The sequence below is a fragment of the Aliterella atlantica CENA595 genome (assembly GCF_000952155.1).
Classification (GTDB): Bacteria; Cyanobacteriota; Cyanobacteriia; order Cyanobacteriales; family Chroococcidiopsidaceae; genus Aliterella; species Aliterella atlantica.
Window position 1 is genome coordinate 254,361 of record NZ_JYON01000001.1, and the last position, 14,913, is coordinate 269,273.

General features: G+C 44.3%; 17 protein-coding genes. 9 read left to right on the forward strand and 8 right to left on the reverse strand.

Annotated elements, in window-relative coordinates; all coding sequences use genetic code 11:
* Positions 1-30 precede the first annotated feature (30 nt).
* On the reverse strand, positions 31-909 hold the full coding sequence (locus tag UH38_RS01175; protein ID WP_045052763.1) for an alpha/beta fold hydrolase: 879 nt from the start codon (positions 907-909) through the stop codon (positions 31-33).
* A 43-nt stretch (positions 910-952) separates the two neighbouring features.
* On the reverse strand, positions 953-1,531 hold the full coding sequence (locus UH38_RS01180) for a Uma2 family endonuclease (protein ID WP_045052764.1): 579 nt from the start codon (positions 1,529-1,531) through the stop codon (positions 953-955).
* A gap of 202 nt (positions 1,532-1,733) precedes the next feature.
* Here UH38_RS01180 and clpB point away from each other — a divergent pair, with 202 nt between their 5' ends.
* Positions 1,734-4,355: an ATP-dependent chaperone ClpB gene (gene clpB / locus UH38_RS01185; RefSeq protein WP_045052765.1), complete on the forward strand. Its 2,622-nt coding sequence runs from the start codon at positions 1,734-1,736 to the stop codon at positions 4,353-4,355.
* 156 nt (positions 4,356-4,511) lie between these two features.
* Here the strand turns inward: clpB and UH38_RS01190 are convergent, their stop codons facing one another.
* Positions 4,512-5,240 (reverse strand): Crp/Fnr family transcriptional regulator, encoded by a 729-nt coding sequence (locus UH38_RS01190; protein ID WP_045052766.1) that lies wholly within the window; start codon positions 5,238-5,240, stop codon positions 4,512-4,514.
* Between the two features lie 179 nt (positions 5,241-5,419).
* Between UH38_RS01190 and UH38_RS01195 the strand changes: the two genes are divergently transcribed.
* Positions 5,420-6,052 carry a chemotaxis protein CheB gene (locus tag UH38_RS01195; RefSeq protein WP_045052767.1) on the forward strand — a complete coding sequence of 211 codons (633 nt, stop codon included), beginning with the start codon at positions 5,420-5,422 and terminating at the stop codon, positions 6,050-6,052.
* Between the two features lie 26 nt (positions 6,053-6,078).
* Here the strand turns inward: UH38_RS01195 and UH38_RS01200 are convergent, their stop codons facing one another.
* On the reverse strand, positions 6,079-6,519 hold the full coding sequence (locus UH38_RS01200) for a GNAT family N-acetyltransferase (protein WP_045052768.1): 441 nt from the start codon (positions 6,517-6,519) through the stop codon (positions 6,079-6,081).
* A 169-nt stretch (positions 6,520-6,688) separates the two neighbouring features.
* Here UH38_RS01200 and UH38_RS01205 point away from each other — a divergent pair, with 169 nt between their 5' ends.
* Positions 6,689-7,414: a DUF3891 family protein gene (locus UH38_RS01205; RefSeq protein WP_045052769.1), complete on the forward strand. Its 726-nt coding sequence runs from the start codon at positions 6,689-6,691 to the stop codon at positions 7,412-7,414.
* Between the two features lie 2 nt (positions 7,415-7,416).
* Here UH38_RS01205 and UH38_RS01210 read toward each other — a convergent pair whose 3' ends face one another.
* From UH38_RS01210 to crtD, 3 genes are all read right to left on the reverse strand, one after another.
* The gene (locus UH38_RS01210) at positions 7,417-7,626 is read right to left on the reverse strand and encodes a hypothetical protein (protein WP_045052770.1); all 210 of its coding nucleotides are present in this window, start codon (positions 7,624-7,626) and stop codon (positions 7,417-7,419) included.
* On the reverse strand, positions 7,623-7,961 hold the full coding sequence (locus UH38_RS01215; RefSeq protein ID WP_045052771.1) for a hypothetical protein: 339 nt from the start codon (positions 7,959-7,961) through the stop codon (positions 7,623-7,625). Before UH38_RS01215 ends, UH38_RS01210 begins: the two co-directional genes overlap by 4 nt.
* Positions 7,962-8,048: 87 nt before the next feature.
* On the reverse strand, positions 8,049-9,557 hold the full coding sequence (gene crtD, locus UH38_RS01220) for a C-3',4' desaturase CrtD (protein ID WP_045052772.1): 1,509 nt from the start codon (positions 9,555-9,557) through the stop codon (positions 8,049-8,051).
* Between the two features lie 145 nt (positions 9,558-9,702).
* On the opposite strand from crtD, the gene UH38_RS01225 reads away from it, so the two are divergent.
* The 4 genes from UH38_RS01225 (at position 9,703) to UH38_RS01240 (ending at position 11,545) form a co-directional block, all read left to right on the forward strand.
* The gene (locus UH38_RS01225; RefSeq protein ID WP_045052773.1) at positions 9,703-9,933 is read left to right on the forward strand and encodes a hypothetical protein; all 231 of its coding nucleotides are present in this window, start codon (positions 9,703-9,705) and stop codon (positions 9,931-9,933) included.
* Positions 9,923-10,312: a type II toxin-antitoxin system VapC family toxin gene (locus tag UH38_RS01230; protein WP_045052774.1), complete on the forward strand. Its 390-nt coding sequence runs from the start codon at positions 9,923-9,925 to the stop codon at positions 10,310-10,312. Before UH38_RS01225 ends, UH38_RS01230 begins: the two co-directional genes overlap by 11 nt.
* 72 nt (positions 10,313-10,384) lie before the next feature.
* On the forward strand, positions 10,385-11,230 hold the full coding sequence (locus UH38_RS01235) for an urease accessory protein UreD (protein ID WP_045052775.1): 846 nt from the start codon (positions 10,385-10,387) through the stop codon (positions 11,228-11,230).
* A gap of 12 nt (positions 11,231-11,242) precedes the next feature.
* Positions 11,243-11,545: an urease subunit gamma gene (locus tag UH38_RS01240; RefSeq protein ID WP_045052776.1), complete on the forward strand. Its 303-nt coding sequence runs from the start codon at positions 11,243-11,245 to the stop codon at positions 11,543-11,545.
* A 114-nt stretch (positions 11,546-11,659) separates the two neighbouring features.
* On the opposite strand, the gene UH38_RS01245 is transcribed toward UH38_RS01240, so the two are convergent.
* Entirely contained in the window at positions 11,660-13,255 is a 1,596-nt protein-coding gene (locus tag UH38_RS01245; protein ID WP_045052777.1) for a peptide ligase PGM1-related protein, read from the reverse strand.
* A 252-nt stretch (positions 13,256-13,507) separates the two neighbouring features.
* On the opposite strand from UH38_RS01245, the gene UH38_RS01250 reads away from it, so the two are divergent.
* Together UH38_RS01250 and UH38_RS01255 are read left to right on the forward strand one after the other, a co-directional pair.
* Positions 13,508-14,314: an MOSC domain-containing protein gene (locus UH38_RS01250; protein ID WP_045052778.1), complete on the forward strand. Its 807-nt coding sequence runs from the start codon at positions 13,508-13,510 to the stop codon at positions 14,312-14,314.
* 103 nt (positions 14,315-14,417) lie between these two features.
* The gene (locus UH38_RS01255; RefSeq protein ID WP_045052779.1) at positions 14,418-14,897 is read left to right on the forward strand and encodes a GFA family protein; all 480 of its coding nucleotides are present in this window, start codon (positions 14,418-14,420) and stop codon (positions 14,895-14,897) included.
* Positions 14,898-14,913 lie beyond the last annotated feature (16 nt).

Consider the following 14,913-nt stretch of genomic DNA (forward strand, 5'->3'; position numbering starts at 1 on the left):
GGGACAAGGAGACAAGGAAGACACATTAAGTTAAATCCTCCCCTGCTCCCCCTGCTCCCCCTGCTCCCCCTGCTCTCTTACCTGTGGATGTAACTCAAGCCAGCAGTCTATGTCGCTAATTACTTGCTGGGGAATTTCCCAAGGAAATAAATGGGCTGTGTTGGGGTAACATTGCCAATCGCAATCTTTGAGGTGTTGGGCAGTTTCTAGGCTCGATTGGGCGGTAATGTGTCTATCTTCTGCGCCAGCTAGCATTAAACAAGGACATTGAATCTGTGCTAATGCTTCTAGACGGTTGTAGCCAGCTTTGAGGGCAGTATTTAGGGCGTTATTAGCTGCACTAGAAGTTTGCAAATAAGCTGTCATGGCATCAGCAGCGAGATAGCGGTAGGTAGCAGGAGTATGTTGTTGGACGAGATAGCGGTAAAGTGACTTTTTGCCAAATGTATCGATATTCCACTGCCAGCTAGGTTGCAGTTGATTGATAATTGAGGCTACGCCAGTATATAAATTATCTTGCCAGCTAATTGGTGGATGGTTGCCTCTAGGTCTTGCGGCAGTAGCAATTAAGATTAAGCCAGTAACTCTTTGTGGCAACTTCAAGGCAAGTTCCATTGCTAAAATGCCACCTAATGACCAGCCGAGGACAAGGCATTTTTCAATCTTTAAACGCTCTAGCAACGCCTCTAAGTCAGCTAAATGATCTTGCATGACAAAATTGCCTTGATAGCGGCTTTTACCGTATCCACGCAAGTCAGGAGCGATCGCCATAAAGCGTTTAGACAAATGTTGAGTAAATACAGACATACTACTGCCCGAACCTGGATGCCCGTGTAAGCAGAGAATCGGAAAGCCTTGCCCTTGAATATGAACGTTAAGCTGATGTGGTTGTCTAATATTGGATGTCACAGCAGAAAGTAATAATTAGCTCAAATTGAATAGAGATCGCACCTCAATCCCAAATCTCTGATAAATCTAGCTCAAACCCAGGCAATACATCCTCACCAGACAAGGAAACAGGATTGCTAAGAACTTCTACATCCCGATTGAGGCGATAAATTTCTACCTGGCGATTTTCAGGAATAATTAGCCAGCCTAGACGAGTACCATTATCTAAATATTCCTGCATTTTGCTTTGCACATCGGTTAGGCGATCGCTAGGCGAACATAACTCCACAACAAAATCAGGACAAATTGGCGCAAATTTACGCTTTTGTGCCTGACTTAAGGTATCCCAGCGCTCTTGTTTTATCCAAGATAGATCGGGAGAACGAATAGCACCATTAGGCAACGTAAAACCAGCCGAGGAATCAAAACCCACACCAAGACGAGTTCTTTGATTCCATATCCACAATTGCCCAGCTAGTCCCCAATTTTGTCTTCCTGTGTCGCTTCCGGCGGGTGACATGACTACTAATTCTCCTTTAGCACTACGCTCAAATCTCAAATCTCGGTTGGAGTGACAAATCTGCTCGAATCGCTCATCGGTGAGTTCCATAGTAGAGTTTAGGTCTAAAGTTAAGGCAGTCATGGCGTTTGTAATAGTTATTTAGCCTATATCCATCATTTTAGAACGATCGCCCAGAGAAACTTGCCGAGGAAGGACGGAGATCCCCGCCGAGAATACGCGATCGCCGATCTAGGAAATCGCCTGCTAATTTTTACAATTAACGGTATAGATACTTTTTACTTTATTAAATATATCTGTCCCTTCGTCTCTACCTAATCAGCCTATGCAACCAACTAACCCCAATCAATTTACCGAAAAATCCTGGGAAGCGATCGCCCATACCCCAGATATTGTTAAAGCCGCAGGACAACAGCAAATAGAGTCCGAACACCTGATGAAATCCTTGCTAGAGCAAGATGGACTGGCAAATAGCATTCTTACCAAAGCCGGAGCTAACTTGCAAAAAGTGAGCGATCGCACCGAGCAATTTATTCAAAAACAACCCAAAGTATCAGGTAGTAGCACTTCTGTATTTCTAGGACGCAGCTTAGATACATTACTAGATCGCGCTGAAGCTTACCGTCAAGAATTTGGCGACGAATTTATCTCCATAGAGCATCTAGTTTTGGGCTATGTCAAAGACGATCGCTTTGGCAAAAACTTACTGCAAGAATTTGGTTTAGATGAAACCAAACTCAAGAATATCATTAAAGAAATTCGTGGGAGTCAAAAAGTGACCGATCAAAGTCCAGAAGGTAAATATGAATCGCTGGAGAAATACGGGCGCGACCTCACCGAAGCCGCCAAACAAGGTAAACTTGACCCTGTAATTGGACGCGACGATGAAATCCGCCGCACAATTCAAATTCTGTCGCGCCGGACAAAAAACAACCCAGTGCTAATCGGCGAACCAGGTGTAGGTAAAACTGCGATCGCGGAAGGTTTGGCGCAGCGCATCGTTGCTGGCGACGTACCCCAATCGCTCAAAGACCGCAAATTAATTGCTCTAGATATGGGTGCATTAATTGCTGGTGCTAAATTTAGAGGTGAATTTGAGGAGCGTTTAAAAGCTGTTCTCAAAGAAGTTACCGAATCGCGCGGCAATATTATTCTGTTTATTGATGAAATCCATACCGTTGTTGGTGCAGGTGCAACTCAAGGCGCGATGGATGCGGGAAACTTGCTCAAACCCATGCTGGCGCGGGGAGAACTGCGTTGTATTGGTGCAACTACTCTAGATGAGTACCGCAAGTACATTGAAAAAGATGCCGCCCTAGAAAGACGCTTCCAACAAGTGTATGTAGATCAACCCAATGTTGAAGATACAGTTTCAATTCTGCGCGGGTTGAAAGAGCGCTATGAAGTCCATCACGGAGTCAAAATATCTGATAGTGCTTTAGTAGCTGCAGCTACTTTGTCCAATCGTTATATTAGCGATCGCTTTTTGCCAGATAAAGCAATCGACTTAGTAGACGAAGCCGCAGCTAGGCTGAAAATGGAGATTACTTCTAAGCCTGAAGAACTCGACGAAATCGATCGCAAAATTCTCCAGCTAGAAATGGAGCGGCTATCGCTGCAAAAGGAAACTAGCGCAGCTTCTAGAGAACGGCTAGAACGACTAGAAAAAGAACTTGCCGATCTTAAAGAAGATCAAAGAGCAATGAGCGCTCAATGGCAGTCGGAAAAGGATGTAATTACAGATATCCAGACAATTAAAGAAGAAATCGATCGCGTCAACGTTGAAATTCAGCAAGCAGAACGCGACTACGATCTCAACAAAGCCGCTGAGTTGAAATATGGCAAACTCACTGACTTGCACAGACAGTTAGAAGCAGCCGAAACTCGCCTTGCACAAGCGCAAACTAGCGGTCAATCGTTGCTGCGCGAAGAAGTAACCGAATCTGACATAGCTGAAGTTATCTCCAAGTGGACGGGAATACCAATTAGCAAGTTAGTTGAAACCGAAAAAGACAAACTCTTGCATTTAGAAGACGAGTTGCACCGCCGCGTCATCGGTCAAGATGAAGCTGTAACAGCCGTAGCGGATGCCATACAGCGATCGCGTGCAGGACTTGCCGATCCCAATCGTCCTACTGCTAGCTTTATTTTCCTCGGTCCTACAGGTGTAGGTAAGACGGAACTTGCCAAAGCGTTAGCAGCATATCTCTTCGACACCGAGGAAGCGATAGTACGCATCGATATGTCTGAATATATGGAGAAACACGCAGTTTCTCGGCTAATTGGTGCGCCTCCAGGATACGTTGGCTATGACGAAGGCGGACAACTAACAGAAGCTATTCGTCGCCGTCCTTATTCTGTTATCCTGTTTGACGAAATCGAGAAAGCGCACCCAGATGTATTTAACATTATGCTGCAAATTCTTGATGATGGGCGCGTTACCGATGCTCAAGGTCATACGGTAGATTTCAAAAACTCCATTATCATCATGACTAGCAATATTGGTTCGCAGTACATCCTCGATTTAGCCGGAGATGACACGCGCTATGATGAAATGCGCCGTCGGGTAATGGACGCTATGCGTAATAGTTTCCGTCCTGAGTTTCTCAACCGCATCGATGAAATTATCATCTTCCATGCGCTGCAAAAACAAGAGTTGCGTCACATCGTTCAATTGCAAGTAGCAAGACTTGCCGAGCGATTAAGCGATCGCAAGATGTCTCTAAAACTATCTGACCCTGCGCTTGACTTTTTGGCAGAAGTAGGCTATGACCCCGTATTCGGTGCGCGTCCGCTCAAACGAGCAATTCAAAGAGAGTTAGAAACTCAAATTGCTAAAGCCATATTAAGAGGCGAATTCAACGATGGCGATACCGTATTTGTGGATGTAGAAAACGAACGTCTTGCCTTCAAACGATTGCCATCTGAGTTAGTTACAGCACAGTAAGCCATTGGGTGTTAGGTAAGATAGTTCAAAACCTAACACCTAATATTTTTATCTATTTTATTCAAATTCATTGCAGCAGCCAAAAACGCCGATATATTGGCGCGATTAAGGTAAACAAGAGCCAATTGCTTGTATTTTAAAACTTATTTAAAAAAGTTATTTTAAACCATAATTGTTGCCGCCAATCAAGCGCTCGAACTCCGCTTTGATCGTTTCGTAACACTCACAGCTTGTTGCTTCTAAGCCGTTGCGATCTAGAATGACTATCTTGCCATAACGGTAGGACATAAAGCCAGCGTTTTGTAACCTAGAAGCTACCTCACTTACACCTGCTCGCCGCACTCCTAACATTTGGGACAAAAACTCATGGGTTAAAGGAAATTCATCGCCTCCTACGCGATCGTGAGTCAAAAGCAGCCAACGGCAGCAACGTTGCTCGATTGAATGTACGCGGTTACACAGTGCTGATTGAGCAATTAAATTAAATAATGCTTGCGTGTAGCGGTGCAGTAGCTCGTACAAAACTGTACCAGGGGTAACTTGAGTTTGCAAATCCTCTGCCCGCATTCTCAAAGCTTCTCCTGGAACTTGAACTATTGCTATCCCTGGAATTTGGTTTGCTCCCAGAAATACTGGCAGCCCAACCATACCTTCATTGCCTATGGTTGCTACTTCTATCAGTTCACCTTTTGATGTCAGCGACAGCAGCGAGCAAACTCCTACTAACGGAAAATAAACAAACTCGATCGGCACGTTTGGCTGATAAAGCTCTAGTTTGAGGCGGAGGTCAACCAATTCTAAATAGGGTTTAAGCCGTTCGTATTCTTCTAGTGGCAAGCTAGCTAGAAGCCGATTTGTTACAGAATTTGAGAAGTTCTGGGACACAAATCCTCGCTATTTAATTAGATCGCTCATAGCTAGCAAGATAATCCAGAACATGAGGGAAGAATCTCTAGCGCAAGGGGAACATAATTGTAAACAAACATTGTACTCTAGCGTACAATATTGACAGAGGTGATTGTACGCCACAGTCCATTTTCAAATCTCAATTGAATTGAACCCCTATGAACTGCGCGATCGCAATTGGGCAACATCGCATTTTCTCTCACTTTCCAAATATCGCGTTCAATGTCGTTGCCTTAGCGGCATCTGTAGGCGGGATTGAGGCAATTAAAACTATTTTGTCTGCATTGCCTGCCAATTTTCCCGCAGCTATTTTAGTTGTCCAGCATCTCAGCCCCAACTACTCTAGCCGTCTTGCTGAAATTTTCAGCAAGCACACAGCGTTGCAAGTCAAACCAGCCGCAACCGGAGATGTTCTGCGTCCAGGCATAGTCTACGTTGCGGTTCCTGCTCATCACCTGGTGGTTCAACCTAATGGCACGCTACTACTTTCAAATACACCAAAGATGAACTTTGTTCGTCCTGCTGCCGATAAACTGTTTATTTCGATAGCCAGCATTTACAAGTCACGAGCGATCGCTGTTGTGCTTACAGGTAGCAACTCTGACGGTGCTTTAGGCGTGCTATGTATCAAAAAGCATGGGGGTATAGCGATCGCTCAGGATGAATCGACATCTGAGTTTTTCCATATGCCAAAAGCGGCAATTGCCACAGGAAAAGTAGATTTGGTGTTACCTATAGAGGCGATCGCATCTACGCTGGTTAATTTGGTTACTATAGATGCGATCGCATAAACCTTGCATTGTTTAACGCCAAACTTTTAACTCTGGCGCTTGGTAAATTTGATTAGCTCGTCAGGTTGAGATTCGTCAGCGATCCAACCAAGATGCTGATAAAAGCCGTAAGCTCTCAACTTAGGGTCATTGGCAGTTAATAACCAAATTTCTGCAAAGCCTTGCGATCGCAACCATTCCTCTGCTTTTGCCATTAAAGCTCGACCAACTCCACGCCCTGCAAATGCTGGCAAAACAGCAATAACAAATATAGAACCTTCTTGGGCATTTGCCATTATAAACGCGATCGCTTGAGAATCAATTTCAGCTAACCATGCATGACAATTAGTTTGCAGCATTCTGGCAACTGTTTTTGGTGTAACTCCTAAAGCCGCCAACTCTTCACGCGATAAATGATTTTCCTCAACGCTAACTCTAATATTAAATAGCGTTTCTATATCCTCTAACTGTGCAGAGCGAATCTTCATCGAACTAATACAAGTATTGGACTAGCAAAATTTTAAACGTCCTCTGCTTGTTTGTAGCAGTAGCATCCTCAGATTTATCGCTAAATTCTTGTCAATCCTTATTCAGGAAGAAGCAAAACCCGCGCGATCGCAGCGATGATAACAAAAGAAAACTAGAAAGATAAAAGCTGTGATTGCCAACCAACACGAGAAAGGATGGGAAATCATTTACCATCGCGCCCATGCATTGCTAGCTGCGGAACTAGCAGGACATTGGCATAGTAAAGACCGCCCTGAACGCATAATTGAAACAGTTGCAGCAATTTCCCATCATGACGACTTAGAACGCGAGTGGGAAGGCAAAAATATTACACCTGCTGGCACTCCCTTAGATTTTACCCTGGACAAAGAAACCGACCTCAAAAAGCTCAAAGAACAGACTACAAATTCCCGCTACCGAGGACGGTGGGTAGCAATGTTAATTTCGATGCATAATAGCTTCCTTAATGAAGGTAAACGCGGAGAATCGCCAGAATTAGATAGCTTTTTAGACGAACAACTCAAAAATCAAGAAAAATGGCGTAAAGAGTTGGGGGTCTCTAAAGAAGAAGCTGAAAAAGCTTATGCATTTTTTCAATGGTGCGATCGCTTGTCCCTGATTCTCTGCAACCGCGAATTACCAGCCGGACAAAGAGCGTTAGAAATCAGCAAAGGACCTGATGGGAAGCGCTACGACATCATGGAAACTAGCGACGGTTCTGTAACTGTGCAACCTTGGTGTTTTAAGCAAGACAAATTTATAGTCTCAGTTGAAGCGTGTTATTTAGACCAAGTGCAATTCAAAGATAGCGCCGAACTTACAGAAGCACTGCAAAATGCACCGATAAAACTATTAGAGTGGAAGTTTGTCAAGTAATACTAGGCATCTACTTGACTATTTTCTGGTGCAGGTGACTTGATTTTGCCCAAGCGGTAAGCATTCAAAGGACTATTACGGATGTCTGCTTCTGCTAGGGCGATCGTTTCATCTAACATCAAATTAAGGATGTCAAATTGACGACAGACCTCACGCATTCTCTCAACAGATCGTCTTCTTGTTTCTGGATCGGGAATTCTAGATTGGTTCATGACAAATTCCAATTTCTCTTTGTTTCTTCGACGCTTGCTTTAGCCGCAGCATCAGTAGCATCTGCTTGCTCGATTGAGCTTTCCAACAACTTTAAAATAGCAGAAGTAGGCAATGGTTGAGACTCATACACTCTCAATAGTAGATTATAAAGTCGAGAGTAAGACGATGTTGCCCTCTCTCTAATATTCTGCAATTGTGCCAGTTCAGGCATTGTTTCTTCTATTTCCCCAAACCGCTCAAAAATAGTTGCTTCTGTTGCTTCATCAATACGATCTAATAATTGCTTTTGCAAGTCAAAAATAATTGTTACTGTCTCTGCTGGTAGCTTTGCCATATAGTTTTATTTGTAGTTAGTGCGATCGCTCTCACCAGATATTAGCCTGCCAAGTAACTAATATTACTAGCAACTCTACGTAAGCAACTAGCGCTCGGCTTCAATTTGTCTAACTACTGTCAAAGCTGAATAACTAACGCCCGCCGTTCCTTCACCAGGATGAGTTGAATCGCCAACTAGCCACAAATCCTTAATTGGCGTGCGGTTAGCAAAGCCAAAAGGACCAAAAGTAGGTATCCTTTGCCCAATCCCGCCAACAATACCCAAATCACGGGCTGTATAGTGGGCAAAAGTGCGGGGAGTTGCAGCTTCTTGATACTTAATTGTCTCTGGTGTTAGGTAGAAAAATTGACCCAATTGAGCGATCGCTTTTTCAGTAAATTCTTGCTTCATTGCTGCATAATCGCCTCGCCACCAAGGATTAGGATCGACAAATGAAGAAGCAATAATCGTCGCCAATCCATTAGGGGCGCGTCCATCGCCTGGATGGCTGACAGAGACAAATAACGAATTATTCTCGCCAATTGGTCCCTCAGCGTCGTAGAGAAATTGCAAATGTGGCGGACAATTAGCCGGAATTGCCTCTTGTTTTACACCCAAATACACTACAAAAGCGCCTGAAGCTTGCGGGAGTTTGTCTACTCTATGTTTATAACCACCAGGTGCATTTTCACCTAATAATTGGACTAAATTTTGGACGGTGACATTAGCAACAATGCGATCGCACGTTTGCGTCCATACTTCGCCTGTCTTTTGGTTGCGGATGACTACGCCTGTTACTTTACCTTTGTCTACCTGGATGCTTTCAACTGTATGGCGCATCAACAGTTTACCGCCATCTCTTTCTAAAGCTGCGACTAAGCGATCGCTTAATACCTGCATACTTCCTTGCAAGTGAAACAATCCTTGAGGTAATTGCGACACATTCAAAGCTGTAGCTGCATATAGTAAAGCTGTCTCTTCTGCATCTACTTGGGAATAAAGCTTGAGTTGCAAGTCAAGGAAAGTCCGCAAACGGCGATCTTGCTCTAATCCACAGCCTCGCAGCGCGTCTCCTACCGTCAAAAAGGTGTAGGGTAAGGTAATCAAAGTTCCAGGGCGTACAGCCTTAGTTAGCTGCCACAGATCCCACAAATTGCGCGGAGGTAATACCGGATCGCGTCCTTGGAACTCCCAACTAGCACCGAATAAATCGTCTAACAATTTCCAAAAGTCTGCGCTACCAGGAAATTGCTTTAACCTTTCCTCATGCCATTTAGTGCGATCGCGCCAGACATTAATCGGCGTACTTTCTCCTGGTAAATATACCGCACAAGCCGGATCGCAGGGTGTAGCGGATGGTAAATCTATCTCTAATTCTGAGAATATGCGGTGATGAATTCCACCAGGTTCTAAGCCTGCTACTTGAGTAGCACCCACATCAAAAGTAAATCCTTGGCGTTTAAAAGTAGAAGCGCAGCCGCCAGGAACTAAAGCTTGGTCTAAAATCAAAACTTCATAGCCGCGATGTGCTAGTAATGCCCCAGCCGTTAGACCACCTATTCCGGCTCCAATTACAACTATACGAGATTTACTAGCAACGGAACTATTTGACATGGATAAATAATGAAAGCTTAGTATATAAAACTTAACATTATTTCCAAGAGGCTTGCATCTTCTTAGATAAAGAATTGCCAGTCAGTAATTATTCAGCAGAGGTATGGCAACTAGAATATATCTAACCTAATCAGGAGCAAGCAAAATGAATTCATCTATTATTGACGAAGTATATGAGCGATTGAAAGTTATGCCGCCAAACTTGCAGCAACAAGTGCTTGAATTTACTCAAAATTTAGCAGATTCAACTAAAAAGCAAGGTGTTCCAGGTTCTCAACTACTACGTTTTGCAGGTACTATCCCACTAGACGATTTGAAAGTGATGAGCGAAGCTGTTAACCAAGACTGCGAACAAGTCGATATCAATGAGTGGTAGTTACTTAATAGATACGAATATTGTTATTGCACTTTTTGCGGATGAGGTAGAGGTTAAAACCAGTTTTGCAGGTGCTAGTAAGGTATTTATTTCTAGCATTACGGTTGGTGAATCGTGCTATGGTGCAATGAAATCTGCACGCTCAAATGAAAACTTGCAGCGGATTGGAGAGTTTGTAGCAAATATTACGGTGCTTAAATGTGATGTAGAAACTGCTCATCACTATGGAAACGTTAAAAATAAGCTTCGTTTGAAAGGGCGACCTTTACCCGAAAATGATATATGGATTGCTGCTATTGCACTTCAGCATAATCTCACGCTAGTTACACGCGATGCCCACTTCCACGAGGTTGAAAATTTGCAACAAATCAGATGGTGACAAATAGAGAAAATCTGATTTATTGCAAACTAAATCAATTGTCGTGCAAATCGAGAAGTATCGCCCTTAAATATGGAGAAAATTGCGGCACAATCTAATAACTGGCATGGCAGCCTCAACCTAGTTTATGCCCAGCATCAAGGGAAAACCCAAGTAATTCACGCTCAAGTAAAAGCGCCCTTAAAGGTGCAACGCCCATTTTACCCAGAAGACGGGGTTTGTCATAGCGTAGTATTACATACCGCGGGGGGAATTGTTGGGGGCGATCGCAATACGCTTTCTTTCCATCTCCAACCCCAATCTCAAGCCTTAATTACCACAGCAGCAGCAAGTAAAATTTATCGCAGTAATGGCAGCAGCGCGAGTCAAAACGTACAAATACAAGTAGATGCCAATGCTTGTTTAGAGTGGTTGCCGCAAGAAACAATCGTATTTAACGGGGCAATATATCGCCAAGACTTACGAGTAGAATTAGCCCCAGGCGCAAGCTGGCTGGGGTGGGAAATTACTCGCTTTGGGCGTACAGCTAGGGGAGAAAGATTTTTGGAAGGAGAATGGAAGTCACATACTGAAGTTTGGCAGCAAGGTAAACCTTTGTGGATTGACAGGCAATGGCTACCAGCAACAGAAACAATTATTAATAGTCATCACGGTTTAAATGGGCAGCCAATTGTCGGTAGTTTCGCATGGATAGGACAACCAGTAACAAAGGAAATTGTAGAACAAGCGAGAAACCTGTGGCAGCCAACTAATTGCCACTCTCTAACAGGTGTAACTCGTCTTCCTACTGGTTTATTATGTCGATATCGTGGATCTTCGACAACGGAAGTGAGACACTGGTTTACAAATGTGTGGCAGCTAATACGTTCGTCTTATTTAGAACGCCCTGTTTGTCTGCCGCGAGTTTGGCAACTTTGAAGGAATCCTTGAATGCAACTGTCGCCGCAAGAAAAAGACAAACTACTAATTTTCACTGCTGCTTTGGTAGCAGAAAGACGTAAGAATAGAGGCTTAAAACTCAACTACCCTGAAGCTGTCGCTTATCTATCAGCGGCAATTTTGGAAGGTGCAAGAGACGGGCGCACAGTAGCAGATTTAATGAGTTACGGTACAACCTTACTAACGCGAGATGATGTTATGGAAGGCGTACCAGAAATGATTGCCGAGGTACAAGTAGAAGCTACCTTCCCCGACGGTACAAAATTAGTTACAGTTCATCATCCGATTTTATAAGTAGGGGGCGGCATTTTTGGGGAGAATCCTTCTTCCCAAAAGATACGAGAGATTGGGGGAGGAAGGATTCCACCCCCAACTCTCTCGCCTTCGCAATGCATTGCGCCCCAACCATTACGCAAAATTGTGATTCAACGTTGTTAATTCAGGATCGATAATCGTGCGTGTCTCGTCGTCTAACACTTTCACAACTTTGTGATAAATTTCCTGCGCCTGTTGAGGAGAATCACCAATACTCGTTAATCCCAGCTTGCCAAATTCAGACAAACAACCCATCAGGTGAAAAATTGTTCCAGTCTCCGTACCCGAATCAAAATGCAGCCTGTGGCTGGCAATAATATCCATCAAATCGTTAGGTAACAAGCCTTGATAGCGTGGTTTTTGCAGGTTATCGGTAGCTGTGTAGTATTTTGCCCGTCCTTGTTGGCTGTAAAATAGCCCAGTAGAAAGGTCGTAGCGTCCATTAGTGAGCAGTTTTAATGACATAAATGGGTGCGTAGTACCACCTTTACGCAGATTTATTTCAATTGCTTGAATATCCCACGTATCAACACCATCAGCATTAGGTTGACGCACAGCCAGAAAATCTACGCCAAAACGCTCCAATGCTCCTTTTTCTGACAGTATTCTGCCAACCTTAATGCCCAAGTCTTGTATCCGCAAACGGTAAGTTTCGTCAGCAGGAAAACGACAGCCAAGATAGATTTGTCCGTCAGGTCCACCTAATATTTGATCGTGGGTAGATAAGATTTCGACTTCGCCGCTAGGAGTAATTCTACCTTGGACGCTGGGCGAGCGCTTTTCTTCTCCATCAATAAATTCCTCTACAATCGCCCCAATTTCGGGAATCCGCTTAGAAAAATTATCCCAGTTCTCTGATTTAGCTTGAAAGCGTAATTGGGCAAATTGCTTGCTCAATGCTGCTACTCTATCAGCATGAGATGCCGATTTTGGGGCAAAATCTGCAATCGGTTTTAGATCCAACAGCGCATTTGCTTCACCAGAAATGCCTTCATTGAGTTTAACTACCATGCGTTTTAGCTGCGGCTGACGTTCCCATAATTGGGCTGCGGCTGTTGCTAATTCTTCTACACTCCACAAACTTTCATCGCTACCATCAGGATAAGGAATACCAGCTTGAGCGAAAATTTGCCGACTACCGCTTTTTGTTCCCCAAATTTGCAATGCTGGATCTGCTGCATATAAGGGTACTCCCAACTGTACGGATAAATCTCGCTCCCAATCTGAGGAGTTATAGCAAATCATAAAAGATTTATCCGCTCGCAATGCTTGCCGAATGCGAGCAATCAATCGGGGACGTTCTAAAATTTTCTGCGTCAGTGGTTTTTGGGAAGAATCGTAAGTAGAAAGCAGTAGCAAGCGATCGCGGGCGTGGGAAAATGGAATACCTGGCAGCAATTGCAAATAGTAATCGATCACGCTAGGGTGCAACGGCTGGGAAGTAACGTATATTAACCGCGTGCGTGGATTTTGCAGGCGAATTAAGGAAAACAGCAAGCGTTCTTCGTAATGGTGAACTCCCTCTATTTTCTGCAATTCCTGCTGATTGACGCTGAGAGATGGTATGACCAAAATATCGCCATCGCTGCGATCGAACACTTCTACACTATGCCAGCGATCGCGCAAAACATCCTGCAACTGGTGAAATTCCAATTGCTGTTCTGATGAAGAATAATCTAAAGTTTGCATCGCCCCAGCCCTACCAAGCGCCCATACATAGCGATCTTACTCTGGCACTCCAGTTAAGCAAAATATATCTGTAGGAACAATCATATATTAGTTTTGGGTTATAAATAACTTTGTCACCTTTTACTGTTTTAGCGGCTCAATTTTTTATATCTCAGCAGTTTCTTTCTTCTGTGCGTAGTATAAATCCCGTGGCACTTGAAGATTCAACCAAAAGTCGGGTGACATTCTATAACAAATATTAGGGGCTTGGTTATGGCAGATGAATCAGTAGTTGGCTCAATCGTTTCGCTGTGGCGCTATCCGGTAAAGTCAATGATGGGCGAAGAACTTAATGCTAGTGAGGTTACAGACAGTGGCTTGTTAGGCGATCGCGCTTACGCGCTGGTGGATGCTGAGACTGGCAAAATTATCAGTGCTAAACTGCCGCGCAAATGGGGCATTTTATTCGACTGTCGCGCTGCGCTCAATTCACCTTTGCAGGTAAAAATTACCCTGCCAGATGGAGAAGTCGTTATGGGTGATACGGCAGATGTAGATCGAATTCTCTCTACGACATTTGGGCGTAAAGTGAAGCTAGAAACCGCCGCACCTGAAAATCCCAGCATTGAAATGTACGCGCCAGACATTGAAGGCTTACCAGATGCCGATGCCGAAACAAACGCAGACATTCGACCTAGCACTTTCTTTGATGCGGCTACTGTGCATTTGCTGACAACAGCGACACTCAATCAATTGCAGTCACTCACTCCCACATCGCGGTTTGAAACTCGGCGGTTTCGCCCCAATTTAGTAATTCAGCCTGCTAATAATGCAACTGGATTTGTAGAGAATAACTGGGTAGGCAAGACCTTAGCAATTGGCAACGATGTACGACTGAAAATTACTGAACCTTGTCCGCGCTGCGTCATGACTACCATGCCCCAGGGAGAACTACCCAAAGATCTCGAAATTCTCCACACCGCAGTCAAGCACAATGACGGTCATATCGGTATCTATGCCAACGTTTTGCAGGGCGGTACGATTCGACGTGGCGATACGGTGGAGATCGTTACTGGGTAGGAAGTTTGAACCTTGCGCGATCGCAAGCCACCGAATGCGCTTAAACCTTGAATAGTTCTGAACAACCGTGCAGTATTACAAATAAAGAACAAGAACGGGTATTATGGACGACTGGAATTTACCCTGGGAAGGCGGATGTCGTTGCGGACAAGTACGGTTTAAGGTGAGTGTCCCGCCTCTACTGACAATGGCTTGCCACTGTACGGGCTGCCAGCGGATGACCGCTAGCGCTTTTTCTTTGAGCATTGCCATCCCCAGTGTTGGATTTTCAATCCTCAAAGGCGAGCCGACTATTGGTGGCTTACACGGCGCAGCGCGACATTACTTCTGCCCATATTGCAACAGTTGGATGTTTACTCGACTGGAAGGAATTGAGGAATTCGTCAATCTGCGTCCGACAATGCTAGATGATGCATCATGGTTCGCGCCTTTTATCGAAACTTGGACGCAAGAAAAGCTACCCTGGGCGAAGACTCCTGCCATTCATAGCTTCGAGACACTACCTAACTATGAAGACTATGCAGGATTGACAGAAGAATATGCCAAACAAGCGTCGAAACCTGCATTCAGGAGTGCAGATTGAAGGCTATTCTAATCTT

What these genes read in the sequence shown, in the direction of transcription:
- UH38_RS01195 (WP_045052767.1), top strand. Translation starts at nt 5,420, where the DNA reads ATGAACTGCGCGATCGCAATTGGGCAACATCGCATTTTCTCTCACTTT.
- UH38_RS01255 (WP_045052779.1), top strand. Translation starts at nt 14,418, where the DNA reads ATGGACGACTGGAATTTACCCTGGGAAGGCGGATGTCGTTGCGGACAA.
- UH38_RS01215 (WP_045052771.1), bottom strand. Translation starts at nt 7,961, where the DNA reads ATGGCAAAGCTACCAGCAGAGACAGTAACAATTATTTTTGACTTGCAA.
- UH38_RS01250 (WP_045052778.1), top strand. Translation starts at nt 13,508, where the DNA reads ATGGCAGATGAATCAGTAGTTGGCTCAATCGTTTCGCTGTGGCGCTAT.
- UH38_RS01245 (WP_045052777.1), bottom strand. Translation starts at nt 13,255, where the DNA reads ATGCAAACTTTAGATTATTCTTCATCAGAACAGCAATTGGAATTTCAC.
- UH38_RS01180 (WP_045052764.1), bottom strand. Translation starts at nt 1,531, where the DNA reads ATGACTGCCTTAACTTTAGACCTAAACTCTACTATGGAACTCACCGAT.
- UH38_RS01225 (WP_045052773.1), top strand. Translation starts at nt 9,703, where the DNA reads ATGAATTCATCTATTATTGACGAAGTATATGAGCGATTGAAAGTTATG.
- UH38_RS01200 (WP_045052768.1), bottom strand. Translation starts at nt 6,519, where the DNA reads ATGAAGATTCGCTCTGCACAGTTAGAGGATATAGAAACGCTATTTAAT.
- UH38_RS01240 (WP_045052776.1), top strand. Translation starts at nt 11,243, where the DNA reads ATGCAACTGTCGCCGCAAGAAAAAGACAAACTACTAATTTTCACTGCT.
- clpB (WP_045052765.1), top strand. Translation starts at nt 1,734, where the DNA reads ATGCAACCAACTAACCCCAATCAATTTACCGAAAAATCCTGGGAAGCG.
- UH38_RS01235 (WP_045052775.1), top strand. Translation starts at nt 10,385, where the DNA reads ATGGAGAAAATTGCGGCACAATCTAATAACTGGCATGGCAGCCTCAAC.
- crtD (WP_045052772.1), bottom strand. Translation starts at nt 9,557, where the DNA reads ATGTCAAATAGTTCCGTTGCTAGTAAATCTCGTATAGTTGTAATTGGA.
- UH38_RS01230 (WP_045052774.1), top strand. Translation starts at nt 9,923, where the DNA reads ATGAGTGGTAGTTACTTAATAGATACGAATATTGTTATTGCACTTTTT.
- UH38_RS01210 (WP_045052770.1), bottom strand. Translation starts at nt 7,626, where the DNA reads ATGAACCAATCTAGAATTCCCGATCCAGAAACAAGAAGACGATCTGTT.